At 52.8% G+C, this 13,869-nt stretch carries 10 protein-coding genes; 7 read left to right on the forward strand and 3 right to left on the reverse strand.

From position 1 onward, the window contains the following. Positions 1–64: 64 nt before the first annotated feature. Entirely contained in the window at positions 65–856 is a 792-nt protein-coding gene (locus R6H26_RS08035; protein WP_404789828.1) for an MBL fold metallo-hydrolase, read from the reverse strand. A gap of 171 nt (positions 857–1,027) precedes the next feature. On the opposite strand from R6H26_RS08035, the gene R6H26_RS08040 reads away from it, so the two are divergent. The 7 genes from R6H26_RS08040 (at position 1,028) to R6H26_RS08070 (ending at position 8,531) form a co-directional block, all read left to right on the forward strand. Continuing rightward, positions 1,028–2,950, forward strand: coding sequence for a response regulator (locus R6H26_RS08040; RefSeq protein ID WP_404789829.1), 1,923 nt, complete (start codon positions 1,028–1,030; stop codon positions 2,948–2,950). A gap of 31 nt (positions 2,951–2,981) precedes the next feature. Continuing rightward, complete coding sequence (locus R6H26_RS08045) at positions 2,982–5,735, forward strand: GAF domain-containing protein (protein ID WP_404789831.1); 2,754 nt, start codon at positions 2,982–2,984, stop codon at positions 5,733–5,735. A 2-nt stretch (positions 5,736–5,737) separates the two neighbouring features. Beyond that, complete coding sequence (locus tag R6H26_RS08050) at positions 5,738–6,112, forward strand: response regulator (protein WP_404789832.1); 375 nt, start codon at positions 5,738–5,740, stop codon at positions 6,110–6,112. Positions 6,113–6,259: 147 nt separating this feature from the next. Then, positions 6,260–6,655 carry a response regulator gene (locus R6H26_RS08055; RefSeq protein WP_404789834.1) on the forward strand — a complete coding sequence of 132 codons (396 nt, stop codon included), beginning with the start codon at positions 6,260–6,262 and terminating at the stop codon, positions 6,653–6,655. Positions 6,656–6,772: 117 nt separating this feature from the next. Beyond that, a complete protein-coding gene (locus R6H26_RS08060) occupies positions 6,773–7,066 on the forward strand; it encodes a DUF1816 domain-containing protein (protein ID WP_404789835.1) in 294 nt (97 codons plus the stop codon). A 71-nt stretch (positions 7,067–7,137) separates the two neighbouring features. Continuing rightward, the gene (locus tag R6H26_RS08065) at positions 7,138–7,947 is read left to right on the forward strand and encodes a DUF6816 family protein (protein ID WP_404789837.1); all 810 of its coding nucleotides are present in this window, start codon (positions 7,138–7,140) and stop codon (positions 7,945–7,947) included. Positions 7,948–8,042: 95 nt separating this feature from the next. Further along, on the forward strand, positions 8,043–8,531 hold the full coding sequence (locus R6H26_RS08070; RefSeq protein WP_404789839.1) for a molybdenum cofactor biosynthesis protein MoaE: 489 nt from the start codon (positions 8,043–8,045) through the stop codon (positions 8,529–8,531). Here the strand turns inward: R6H26_RS08070 and R6H26_RS08075 are convergent. Both R6H26_RS08075 and R6H26_RS08080 read right to left on the reverse strand, forming a co-directional pair. Continuing rightward, positions 8,528–10,375, reverse strand: a complete 1,848-nt coding sequence (locus R6H26_RS08075) for an EAL domain-containing protein (RefSeq protein WP_404789840.1) — start codon at positions 10,373–10,375, stop codon at positions 8,528–8,530. The two genes, R6H26_RS08070 and R6H26_RS08075, sit on opposite strands and share 4 nt — an antisense overlap. Next, the gene (locus R6H26_RS08080) at positions 10,372–13,857 is read right to left on the reverse strand and encodes an ATP-binding protein (RefSeq protein WP_404789842.1); all 3,486 of its coding nucleotides are present in this window, start codon (positions 13,855–13,857) and stop codon (positions 10,372–10,374) included. The genes R6H26_RS08075 and R6H26_RS08080 overlap by 4 nt, the downstream gene beginning before the upstream one ends. Positions 13,858–13,869 lie beyond the last annotated feature (12 nt).

Below are 13,869 nucleotides of genomic sequence, written 5' to 3' on the forward strand. Positions count from 1 at the left end.
AGCGCAGATCGCTAGGGGATCTTGTCTGTGCAGATTTTACAGGACTGTCGCCGCAATAGTTTTTCTATGACGCGATTTGAAGATTTTGCGGGACGGTCTGCAGGGGAATGCTGAGGCGCTGACCTGGTTTTGGTATCAACACTCGAGCTGCGGGCAGTACTTGATGCAGGCGATCGCAAAAGCCTTCCAGCGTTCCTTCCGCAGAAATCAATTTGTTCAAAAACCCTTCAGATTCAATTTCGCCATCGATGGTGGTGGGTAGTACTGCTTGGGGTTGAAGCCACTGGATGAGGTCTAAGGCACGATCGCCCCCGCGAATAAACGCGCCCACTAAGGGCAGCTTGAGGTCGATTAAGGGTGCGATGACGACATCCACCGGAGCAGCAGCCTTGAGGGTGGGGGAATGGTTGCCGTGAGGTTCGTAGTAGAGCTTGGTTCGATCGTGCAGATCTGTAAGGACGTAGGCATTTTCGACAAGCTGCGGGCCGACTAGCGATCCTGGGAAGGCTCGGACCTCAAGGGTTTGATTCCAGATAAAGGTCTCAGTATGGGCCAGGGCCGCGACGGTCTGAAACCCGAGGGATTTCGCGACCTTCGCGGCATTGGGCGAACCCACCACCGGAATCGATCGATCTAATTGGCTTAAGGTTTCGACGTGGGCGTGGTCGGGTAGTCCCTGGGAGAGCAGGATGAAACTGAGATTGTCTGGAATCGCGATCGGCTGGCGATGCGTTGCTTTGAAAAACCAAGGCGCGTTGCCAAAAATGAGATCGCCCACCAACCAAGGATCTAACAGAACTCGCGCCCCAGCCATCTCAATCAGCCATGAGTTGCTATCGAACCAAGTTAAGTCCATAAAATCTTACGCTCATCTCTGTTACTTATTGTTACATTTTTTTGGGCGAACTGCGTGGGGCGGCGCTTTAGCAAGGCGCGCAGCTTGCCGCCGTCCGCAATTGCTCACAATTTCCTCATCTTTATTTCCTAGGCTCGTTTCAGATGGGCTCTGTCTTGCGGGTAATTCAAAATGAAAATTCTACTCGTAGAGGATGACGAGCATACCACTGCACTGATTTCAAATGCGCTGACCGCGCATCACTATCTCGTTAACGCGACCAAGAGCGGACAGACCGCACTAGCGCTGACAGAAACCTATAATTATGACCTGATTCTACTGGATGTTATCGTCCCCGATCTCGATGGCGTCAGCCTTTGCCGCCAGCTTCGCTCCCAGGGGGCGCAGATGCCGATTCTGATGCTGACGGGGAACGGCAGCAGCGGCGATCGCGTTGCTGGATTGGAAGCCGGGGCGGATGACTACGTGGTGAAGCCCTTCGATTTATCCGAATTAGTTGCCCGCATCCGGGCTTTGCTGCGCCGCAGACAAACCCCCCTGCAAACAATACTGACCTGGGAAAACCTGCAGCTCGACCTCAGCACCTGTGAAATCGCCTATGGTGGGGTGCCCCTTCACCTCACGCCAAAGGAGTACGGGTTGTTAGAGCTATTTCTGAGAAACCCGCGCAGAATCTTCAATCGAAGCGCGTTGCTCGATAACGTCTGGAAGGCCAACGAGTTTCCAGGAGAGCGGGCGGTAACGACTCAAATTAAGGGGTTGCGCCAAAAACTCAAAACCGCTGGAATGACGGTCGATCTCCTCGAAACTGTCTATGGATTGGGCTATCGCCTCAGGCCAGAACCGCTCGAACGCCTGGACCATCGCACTGCTGCAGAGGCTGACGTGCTTCAAGCGCACACGGAAAAGGAAATTGAAGCAGCCATTGAAAAAATATGGCAAAAGTTGCAATCTTCGTTGAAGGACACCTTTGAACTCTTCGATCGCGCGAGTGCCGAGGCTGCTTCCGCGCACCCAGGGTCTGTCGGAATCGACCCCGACCTGAGACGGCAAGCGATTCTAGAGGCTCACCGCCTCGCCGGCAATTTAGGTTCCTTTGGGCTGCCGCAGGGTTCGGAACTGGCACGGCAGATCGAGCAACTCCTGCGAGCCAAAGAATCCCTCAGTCCCAACGATGCAGGACAGCTTTCGGAATGGGTAGAAGCGCTCAAGCATGCCGTCACCCAGCCGCGCAATGCGTTTAAGACTCCAAAAAAGCAGCTGGCATCTCCAAAAAAGTCGCATCCTACCAATCCTGTAACGCGACTGCTGGTCGTGGATGATGATGTGGCGATCGCCCAGCAAATTCAAGCAGCGGCACGGTCTGCTGGCTTTGAGGTTGCTGCTGCCACAAATTTGGTGCAGGCCCGACAGGCTTTTGCGCGCGCGTCCTTTGATGGCGTGCTGCTGGACCTGACCTTCCCCGATACTGCCGAGACGGGGCTGACGTTTTTAGAAGAGCTGACGCACCAAATCCCCAACGTTCCAGTGGTGGTGCTCACAGGCCGCGATCGCCTGACGGATCGCGTGGAGGTGGCGCGTCTGGGCGGACGAGCCTTTGTCCAAAAACCGATCTTGCCTCACAAACTCTTGGAAACAATGGCTCAAGTTCTCGCCCAAAGTCGCGAAGCGGGTCATAACGTTCTGATCGTAGACGACGATCTTCAATTGCTGGAAACCTTGAAAATGCTCCTACAACCCTGGGGATTGCAGGTGACGACCTTGGATGATTCGCAACAGTTTTGGAAGATGTTAGAGACCGCCGCTCCCGACTTGCTGATTTTAGATGTAGAGATGCCTCACTTTAATGGCATAGACCTATGTCAGGCGGTGCGCAACGATCCTTACTGGGGCGAGATTCCCGTGCTGTTTCTGACGGCCCATCGGGATGCAGAAACAATTCAGCGCGTGTTTATGGCCGGAGCTGACGACTACGTCAGCAAGCCTATAATGGCACCAGAACTACTGGCCAGGGTGTTGAATCGACTGGAACGCAGGCAACCGCGCCGCCCCCGAATGAGCCTTCAACCTTCACCCGATCGGCAAACCTTCTAAGTCCTTTTCCCCTTCTGTCCATCCCAGTACCATGAGTCAAACCCAACAGCAGCTCGCAACTGAGATAGAAGCCCTGCAAGCCGAAGTGGCGAGGCTCAAAGCCGCCCTAAAACAGGCCTGTCCGCCGCAGATCGACCAGAGCTGGCTCGTAAACGAGATTGCTACGCAAATTCGGCGATCGCTCGATTTAGAAGAGGTCTTAGAGACGACCGTTACGGAAATTCGGCGGTTTCTCGCTACAGACCGAGTCATTATCTTTTGTTTCGAGCCAGATCGGGTGGGTCGGGCGATCGCAGAATCGGTCGGGGCCGAGTGGCGTTCTATCCGATCCATCTCGATCCACGATCCTTGCTTTAGCGAACAATATGCCGACCTCTACCAGCAGGGACACGTTAGTGCCAATTCGGATATTTGTGCCTCGGGCTTTCGCCAATGTTATATTGACATGCTGGCTCAGTTTCAGGTACGGGCCAATCTAGTGGTGCCTATCCTCCAGGGGGAAGGTTTGTGGGGATTGCTGATCGCCCATCATTGCTGCGCTCCTCGGTCTTGGCAACCGGAAGAAATCAGTTTGCTTCAGAAGCTGGCCACCCAGGTTGGAATTGCAATCCAGCAAGCAGAGCTATACCAGCAGTCCCAGCGCGAGCTGATGGAGCGCAAGCGCAACGAAATTGTGCTGCGGGAAATGAGCGAAGCCTTGGGCAATGCCGTAGAAGGTATTTCGCGATTGGACGCTCAGGGACGCTACATCGCAGTCAACGAAGCCTATGCGCATATGGCAGGCTACCAGCCTGAAGAAATGCTAGGGATGGATTGGCGCAAAACCGTTCATCCTGAAGATTTAGATAAATTGACAGCAGCCTACCAGGCGATGGTTGCCGATGGCAAAGTTGAAGTCGAAGCCAGAGGCGTGCGTAAAGATAGGGTTGTTTTCTACAAGCAGTTGTTTATGGTCTCCGCCTATAACGACCGGAAGCAATTTACGGGGCATCATTGCTTCATGAAGGATATCGGCGAGCGCAAACAAGCTGAAGCTGTTTTACAGCGTTTGAATCAAGATTTAGAGTCCAGGGTTCAAATTCGCACTGCCGAATTAAGCCAAGTCAATTGCGACCTCCAGCAGGAGCTGCGTTTCCGCCAACAGGCAGAAGCGGCTCTACAGCGTCAAATTGCTCGCGAACGAGTCCTCCAAAGCATTACGCAAAAGATCCGTCAGTCCCTCGACCTCTGCGAGGTTTTGCCCACTGCGGTCGATGAGGTGCGTCAACTGCTTCAGGCCGATCGAGCCTTAATTTTTCAGCTCGTTGCAGACGGTACGGGTGCGGTCGTTCAAGAATCTGTCTTGCCTGACTATCCAGTCACCGCAGAAATGCGCTTCCCCGACGAATGGTTCTCTCAAGCCTGCTACGAGTACTACTGCCAAGGCAATCCTCGAATTGTACCGGATGTGGCGGTCGATGACTGGGCCGCTTGTCTGGCAGAGTTTATGGCGTCGGTTTGCGTGAAATCGAAAATCGTCGCGCCCATCGTGCAGCGTCGCAAAGACGGCTCGCCCTTTGTGTGGGGATTGTTGATCGTTCATGCCTGCTCTGACTATCGACAGTGGCAGCAGGACGAAGCGGAACTGCTCCAACAGATTGCCGACCAGATGGCGATCGCCCTGCAGCAAGCAGAGCTATACCAGCAGCTCCAGCAAGAGCTGCGAGAGCGCCGACAAACTCAAGCTTCGCTCCAGCAGAGCGAAGCGCTCTTTCGCTCCCTCAGCGAAGCGTCCCCGATCGGTATTTTTAGAAACGATGCGGAGGGCAAATGTATCTATACCAACCCTCGTTACCGAGAAATCACCGGGGCCACCTTAGAGGAGACCTTGGGGGATGGATGGCAGCAATTTATTCACCCTGAAGATTTAAAAAAACTCCTGCCCGAGCGCTCTGCCGATATGTTGGCAAAGCAAGAGAGTTCCGTCGAGCTGCGTCACGTCCGTAAAGATGGAACCGTTCGGCTGTGTAAAATCAAAGCTGCGCCAATTTTATCGACGACCCACGACCTGCTCGGCTATGTCGGCACCGTTGAAGATATTACGGAAAGCCGTGCCATCGAGCAAATGAAAAATGAGTTCATCTCCATCGTCAGCCACGAGCTGAGGACGCCGCTAGCGTCGATTCGCGGCTCCCTGGGGCTGCTCGCGTCCGACGTTCTCAAGGACGACCCGGATACTGCGCAGCACATGCTTGACATTGCAACGATCGAGACAGAACGGCTGGTGCGCCTCGTGAGTGATATTCTCGACCTAGAGCGACTCGAATCCAACAAAGTCGTGCTAGATAAGCAATGGTGTAGTGCGGCTACCCTCATGCAGCAATCTATCGAAGTGCTGCAGCCCCTTGCTGAAGAAAATCAAATCCATCTTTCCTGTTCGCCGCTCTCGGCTCAGATCTGGGTAGCGCCCGATCGCATTATCCAAACCCTGGTCAATCTTCTCGGTAACGCGATTAAGTTTTCACCGCCTTCGAGTCACGTAACGCTGACGGCTTCCATCCAGGCCAATCGGATTTTGTTCCAAGTTCGAGATCGAGGAAGAGGCATTCCAGCCCACAAGCTAGAGGAGATTTTTGGGCGGTTTCAGCAGGTTGACGCGAGCGATTCGCGCAATGAAGGGGGGACTGGCTTGGGATTGGCGATTTGCCGCAATATCGTCCAGCAGCACGGCGGAAAAATTTGGGTTGAGAGTGTTGTGGGCAAAGGCAGTACGTTTTACTTCACCATTCCTATCCCGACGGAGTAGTCATGACAGCAAAGCGCCTTCTGCTCATCGACGACGAAGAAAATCTGGTTTCGGTCATTCAGATCTGCTTGCAAAAGCTGGGGGGATGGACGGTCTTGACCGCCTCATCTGGGACAGAAGGGTTACGCCATGCCGAAGCGCTGCAGCCAGATGCAATTTTGCTGGATGTGATGATGCCAGATTTAGACGGACTCACGGTTCTGCGGCGGCTTAAAGCAAATCCGAGCACTCAAAACATTCCAGTTATTTTACTGACAGCCAAAATGCAGTCTGCCCATCAAAGCGAATACGCTCAGCTCGATATTGCTGGCGTGCTGGCTAAGCCTTTCGATCCCCTCGATCTGGCTAAGCGAGTGGCGAAAATATTGGGTTGGTAGCGTCCTTGCTGCCGCTGCGTCAAAAAAAAGACTTCTCTTATCGTTTCCTCACTTTTCTTCTTTACTTTGATAGAAAGACGCGACTGAAAGGTCGACCTAACATACCGCATCGTCAAGCACGGAAACAGGACAAGTTAAAACGCATCTATGGTTGAGGCAGCGACGAAACGAATTCTCGCGATCGACAGCGAACCGAATATGCAAAAGATCGTGCAAACCTGTTTGACGACTTTAGGGGGGTGGGAAGTTCAGCTGGCCACATCGGCTCAGGAAGGTCTGAATAAGGCCGCAATCGAGCGCCCGGACGCTATTTTGATGGAAGGAACGATGCCCGCAATGAAGATTGCCGACTTCTTGGCGCAGCTTCAGGCGAACCCAATAACGCGGTCTATCCCAGTCGTTTTCTTGACAGAACAGGCCAGCCTGACCGAACGGCATCGGTTTTTAGAATTGGGTGCAGTGGGGGCGATCGCCAAACCCTTTGACCCCTTAACTCTAGCTGCTAAGATTGCAGCCATTCTAGGTTGGGAGATAGATCGCTAAAACCAACCACCAAAGCGAAACGCAATGTCTGTAAGTGTGTACAGCAGATTCAAGCGAGGAGTGAGATTGAGGCCAGACCGACATTTAACGTCTTCCCTTATCTCAGGAGTTACGATTATGAGTTGCCCCATTGACCCGAACTACGTTGCCCTCAGATTTAGCTGGTGGATTGAGGTTTTTACCGCGCATCCCAGCTGTATTTATTACTTTGGTCCGTTTGAAAATCCATCGGAAGCCAATGCCGCCCAAGACGGGTATTTAGAAGATTTAAAGGGCGAAGGCGCGCATATTGTTTCCGTACGGACTCACCTATGCCAGCCCCGCAAACTAACCATCTACGAAAACGAGCTGACGATCCACGATTTTGAATTTGGACCGCTGACCTTTTTCGAGGGATTAGTGGTGAGCTGAGGCTGAAGGCTCGAAGTATTTTGTTCGCTCAAAATGCGAAAATCGAAAGGCTTAAGCTCTTCAGGCGATCGATGGTATCTATCAAGCGATTTTGGCTGCTCTTATTCACTGCGATTCTGACCTTTTGCGCCAATGAATCGACGCTTGCAGCGGCCAGTGTAAATCCGCTGCAAGCTCGACTGGAGCAGTTTCCTGATTGGAAATCGCCGCCCATCCTTCAGCCCGCTAAAGGAGATCTGTACTACCCGGACTGGATGGCAGGTACGTGGCAAGTCACAAGCACTCTAACAGATGTTGCCGCACCCCTTGCACCAGCAGTTGCGGCACCAGGATTTGATGCCAGTCGCAAAATGCTTCAGCAGCCTGTTCGTTTTTCCGTGCGGTTTGGGCCAGACAGATCGAAGGTGGCAACCTTGCCTGTACGATCGCCTTTCCCTGTAGGAGCGATCGCTCCTGAGAAGTCCAACATTGTGGCAGACCGCGTCTATAACGGAATGAGTTTAGCCGAGGCAACCTTGGGGAAAAGGGTTTTGCGGTCCATTAGGGTAGATCCGCAATCTCCCAACCGTCAGGTGGCAGTGTTTGAGAACGGGCAAAGCTTGACAGCGGAGATCGGCGATCGCGGGGTTGAAACACCATTCGATCGCGCATTTGCCAGCAGCGAACTTTACTTACAAACCTTTCGGAGTGCGTCGCAAATTTATTTCAACCGCGTCGAGAATACAATCTCTTATCAATTGATATCGGTCGAGCCGCCGCATATTGAAGCCAATCAGGTCACTGCTATTTATTTATCTCCGCAAGATCCAGATTACTTTAAAGCCAAAGACCATCCCGTCGCGCTTTATCGTTATCGTCTTGAGTTCGATCGACCGAGTTGAAAATTGTAGGATAACCTAGCTCAGCACGCACGGCAAAAGGCTTCTACGATCCTATGATAGGAGAACGGTCTTACTCTGTGTCTTTTGAGGACAACGTGACTACATCTTTTGTTGCAGGCGCTGCTGCCCAGACTCACTTTCGCCTCACTTTTGCGCCCCTGTCCTTGGCGGAGGCCTACGTGATCGCCGATTGTCCTGGCAATGGTGCGGTCGTCCTCATGAGCGGCACCGTGCGGGAGCAAACTGAAGGTCGCCCCGTAGCTTTTTTAGAGTATCAAGCCTACGAACCCATGGCGCTGAGAGTATTCGAGCAAATTGCTCGGGACGTTGGGCGCCAGTGGGCAGCAGTGAATACCCTCGTCATTCACCACCGCACCGGAAAATTGACCGTCGGCGAAATTAGCGTGCTGGTTGCCGTCGGTTGTCCCCATCGCAGTGAGGCTTTTGAAGCGTGTCGGTACGCCATCGACACGCTCAAGCATCAAGCCCCGATTTGGAAAAAAGAGCACTGGGAAGACGGTGCGAGTACCTGGGTGAGTATTGGAGCCTGCGAACAGCCAGATGCTTCGGTCGTAGGGTGCTAGAACACTGAAAGCTGTTTTAGCCGTTCCTGCTGCGCGATCAACAATTCCGTCGCCTGAGCGGTCGGGACGGGTGGCGAAAACAAATAACCCTGAACTTCCTGGCAATGAGTCGTGCTGAGGTAGTCCAACTGCGCTTGAGTTTCCACCCCTTCAGCGACCAGCGAGAGTCCCAATTGATGGCCCAGCGCCGTAATGGTTTTAATAATGTCGCACTCTTGGCCGGGGGCCTGGACCTGTTTGACAAACTGTCGGTCGATTTTAAGCGTATTGACAGGAAATCGATGTAAATAACTCAAAGACGAGTAACCGGTGCCAAAGTCGTCGATGCTGAGCTGAACGTTCCGCTTTCTGAGCTTATGCAAAAATCGAATCGTTCCTTCAGGGTCGTGGACGATCGTACTTTCAGTAATTTCTAGCTTGAGCTGATGTTCTAAGCTCTGCTGCTGGGACAAGATGTCGTCGATGACGCTCAGGAGCTTCGGCTGATTTTCGGGCAAAAAGTGTTTGGCGGAAAGGTTGACGCTCATGACGAGCGGTGCGAGGTCTGGAAATCGAGATGCCCAAGTTCGAAGTTGCCGATAGGCTTGTTGAATGACCCAAAGATCGATAGGGACGATCAGATCTGTCTCCTCAGCAATTTGGATGAAGATCTCCGGCAGAATAATTTGACCGTTGGCTTGGGGCCAGCGAATCAGCGCTTCAAATCCCGTAATTTGAGACGTCTTAATCGAAACGATGGGCTGATAGTAAATGGAAAATTCATCTCTGCGTTCCGTCGCACGGCGCAAATTAATTTCAATCTGAAGCTGCTGGCGGGCTTGGAGATGCATGGCATCGTCAAAGATCTCAAACCGTCCCGTTCCCAGTGATTTAGCGCGATACATGGCCGTATCTGCATCGCGGAGGAGATGTTCTGGCTGCTCGTACCGCCCATCGCCGATGACAATGCCGATGCAGGCATTCATAAAAATCTCGTGCTGCTCGATGGTGTAAAGCTCGCTCAAGGCGCGATTGAGCTTCTCTGCCAGGCGAATGGCTTCCATTTTGTCTGAAATATCTTCGAGCAAGATGGCAAATTCGTCGCCCCCCAGACGAGCGAGCTGTCCTGCGGACTGCAAGCAAGCATTGAGCCGCTTGGCAACAGCCACCAAGAGTCGATCGCCCAACGAGTGTCCGAGGGAGTCGTTGACCATTTTGAAGCGATCGCAGTCCAGATAGAGCACCGCAAAACGATAGTGCTGCTGCTGCTGCGCGTGGTCTAATGCTTGCGCGAGGAGGTTGCTAAAACAGGTTCGATTGGGCAACCCCGTGAGCGGATCGTGCAAAGCTAAATGCAGTAGCTCCTGCTGGACCTCGTAGCGCTGGGCCGTCTCCGCTTCTAGCTGTGCGGTGCGCTGCAAAATCCGCAGCTCTAGTTTTGAATTGAGTTCGCTCAGCGCCGTGTGGGCGGCAAACAAGCTCAGGTGCGTTCTGACCCGCGCCAAAACTTCTTCCCATTGAAAGGGCTTGGTGATGTAGTCCACACCACCATTCTTAAACGCTTGGACTTTATCGAAGACCTCGTCTAGCGCGCTGATAAAAATAATCGGAATCGCCTCGGTTTGCGGATCCGTCTTGAGCTGACGGCAAACATCATAGCCATCCATCTCCGGCATCATGATGTCTAGCAAGATTAAATGCGGCGGTGCCGATTGAATTGCCCTGAGTGCCATTGCACCGCTGACTACGCCGCGAACGCTATATCCTTGCTGCGTCAACAGCGCTGAAAGCACTTGAAGATTCTCCGACTTGTCATCAACAATCAGAATATCGATTTTGGATGACGCGTCCAAGGCAGTTTTCATAACAAGTTTTCAGTCAGCTCAAAAATGACATCGCATCGGAAATTCCGGACCAGATGCGTTAAGTTTTCCCGAAGCTCGCCGTTCTCCTCCGAAACGCGATCGATTAGCGACAACAATACAGCATTGTCTACCTTTTGAGCGGCTTGGTGAACTTCAGCGATCCACTCCTTTGGCATTGTTCGGAGCGACTCTAGGGTTAGGGTATCCATAGGCTGTTTTATACCACTTTTACGGACAGATTGCTGATGGACTCGGACAGCAAAATGAATGCCTAGGTATTGGGCGAGAACTTGGAAAATTTCGGCTTCTCTAAACGGTTTTCGAACGATCGCATCGCAGCCCGCCTCCAGAATCGCATCCGTATTTTCTTCTAGGGCACTGGCGGTCAGCGCAACGACAACCGTATTGCTCTGAGGGTTTGTTTTAATGTGCCGGGTGGCGGTATAGCCATCCATTGTGGGCATTTGCATGTCCATCCAAACTAAGTGAGGGTTCCAATCTTGACAGACCGCAACGGCCTCCTGTCCGTCGCGGGCATCTCGAATGTCAAAGCCCAAGGGTTCTAACAAGTGCATCATCAGCTGCCGACTCTCCCAGCGATCGTCCGCCACTAGAATGCGGTATTTCTGCTGTCCGGGCGCTAACCCCACGACCTGAGGTTCTGGCATCAGCAGGGGTTCGGAGACTGCTTCGACAGGAATATAAAATTGGAACAGCGAACCTTGCCCCAGTTTGCTAGAGACAGAGATACCGCCACCGAGGAGTTGCACGAACTCTCGACAGATGGGTAGCCCTAGTCCGGTGCCAGCCTGCGGACCGCTGCTGCTTTGTTTGCTCTGCACGAAGGCTTCGAAAATCGAGTCGAGTTCGGTGCTGGCGACCCCAACACCGGTATCTTCCACGTCGAAGGATAGGAGCGAGGTTGGGTTTTCCTCAGAATCCCGATCCTCTAAAAAGCGAACCCTAACCCAAATATGACCCTCATCGGTAAATTTGATCGCATTGCCGATGAGGTTGATGAGAATCTGGCGAAGCTTGCCTTCGTCGGTGACGACAAACTGCGGGACGTTGTACGATTGCTCGACGGTTAGCGCGATGCCTTTGGAAAATACTCGCATTGAGAACATGCTTTCCAATGTTTTGAGCAGGTAGTGCAGATCGAAACAGTTGAGGTTAATGTCGATTCGCCCAGCTTCAATTTTTGCCATATCTAGCACGTCGTTAATCATCTCCAAGAGATGCTCTCCGCTGCGATTGATAATATCCAGCCGATCGCGCTGGATTTCAGAGAGAGAGAGATCGCGGTTCATCACCTGGGCGAATCCCAAAATTGAGTTGAGGGGCGTGCGCAGTTCGTGGCTCATATTAGACAAAAATCGGCTCTTGGCTTGGTTGGCCGTTTCGGCCTCTAGTTTGGCTTGTTGCAGCGCGACTTCGGCCCGGCGGCGATCGCTGATATCGTTCATCGTGCTCACTACGCAAACCTGACCGTCCACTTCAATCATCTCTGCCGAGAAGAGCACCGTGCGAATCTTCCCCTTTCGATTGCGAAAGTCGCACTCGAAACCGCGCACCACTTGGTGTTGCTGGAGCATTTGAAAGACTTGTTCGCGGCGCTCGAGATCTGCCCATAACTGTAACTCAAAGCTCGTTTTTTCTAAAATATCGACGGTTTGCGCGTCAAAAAATTCTAAAGCGCTCGTATTGGCATCTAAAATACGCCCGTCGCTAATCCGGCTGATGGTCATCGGGTTGGGATTAGAGTGGAAAATCTTTGCAAACTTTTCTTCGGAGCGGCGCAACGCCTCTTCTGCACGTTTGCGGTCTGTAATGTCGTAGAGGATGCTGATGAGATAGGGTTCCCCGTCAACCTCGATCAAGTCTGCCGAGTAAAGAATGATGCGATCTCCTCGTTTTGTCTTCAGATAGCTTTCGACGCCCCGCACCGGACCCTGGGTTTGAATCGACTGAATCATCTGCTGGCGTTGGACTGGATCTATCCCTAAGTCCAGGTCGAAATTGCGTTTGTCCAATACCTCCCCGCGTTCGAGGTCGAATAAATCGAGGGCGCTGTCATTCACGTCGATCGGGCTTCCATCGCTGACGCGGCTGATCGCAATGGGATTGGGGTGGGTGTAAAAAATTTTGGCAAATTTTTCTTCAGACTGTCGCAGTGCCGCAGTTCGTTCTTGTACTCTCGCCTCGAGCTCGTCGAAGGAGCCTTGCAAGTGAATTGCCATCCGGTTGAAGGCTTTGGCAAGATTGCTTAACTCTTCGATGCGACTGTTTTCGAAACTAGCGCGAATGGAGTTGTGCGTGAAGCCCTGCGGGCCTTCTTGAGCCAGCATCTCGCCGGATCGGATCAATTCTCTAAGACCCTGGCTGAGGCGACGTGCGGTCACGAGGCTAAATAAAATAGCCGTCATTAGAACTACAATTCCCAGCAGCAGACTTTCTCGGTTTTGTTCGGGGACTTGCTGCCAGAACGTCGCGCGGGGCACAACGGCCACGACTAGAAAATCCAGACCGCAATCTTTCCGAACTGGGGCGGACCAGAGGGTGTAGTTGCTGCCTTGGCTTGACAGCGCGGCGTGCTGCAATGGCTCGCGGGCGCTCCATTGTTCGAGCAGGTCGGGCATGTGGGGGGCGATGTGCTGCAGCAGCGGATCGCTCAGGTTTGCTGCTGTAATGCGTTCGACTTTACCGCGATCGACTTTAAAGGGAAGTTGCTGGGATGAAGTGCCTACAATTTGGCCTTTGCGATCGACGATCGCCAGACCGGGCAATTGCTGGGTAACGAGCGATCGCAGAAACGTACTGATTTGCTCTAAGGAAAAGCCCACTCCAGTCACGCCCAGAAGGGTTTGGTTCGCGCTGTAGACGGGCTCTGAAAAGGTCAATCTCGGTCTAGATTCCTTAAAGTCTTGATAAATGCCGCTCCAGCCTTTACTGCCTGGTTTTAGCGCGTTAGCATACCAAGGCCTTTTCCTAGGGTCGTACCATTGCCCCTTTTTCAGCCGCTTGCGAACTTGACCTCGAGCGTTTACAGCATAGCTATAGAACTTTCTTTTAGTTTTCGCATTGACGCGGCTGGCCTGCCAGGTGCGATCGCCTTGAAACCCCAGTCCTGCAAACTCGCCGTTGACGCTGCCGAAATAAATTGCCGTAACGGGTACCGTCGTCAGCAGACTGCGCTGCCTCCAAAAGTGCTGCGTCAATCGATCGGGATCTTGAAGGCTTAATTCTCGATTGGAAATGCCCGCGCGGTTGAGCCGATTGATCACAGTGGAGGATTCCAGATACTCGTCGAGCTTTTCGCCGATTCGAGTCAGCGTTTCGGCCTGCACGTATCGATTTCGCTCCTCAATGGAGCGCCGCTCGTTATTCCACGCCAGCCACATCGTCAGGCCAACGGCTGTGGCCGTTTGAAGCACGAACGTCGCAACCAGTATGATTCGGAGCGGTATGGTTCTACGGGGCATGTCGAAGCGCAT

The sequence above is a fragment of the Altericista sp. CCNU0014 genome (assembly GCF_044923475.1).
Classification (GTDB): domain Bacteria; phylum Cyanobacteriota; class Cyanobacteriia; order Thermosynechococcales; family Thermosynechococcaceae; genus JAAURS01.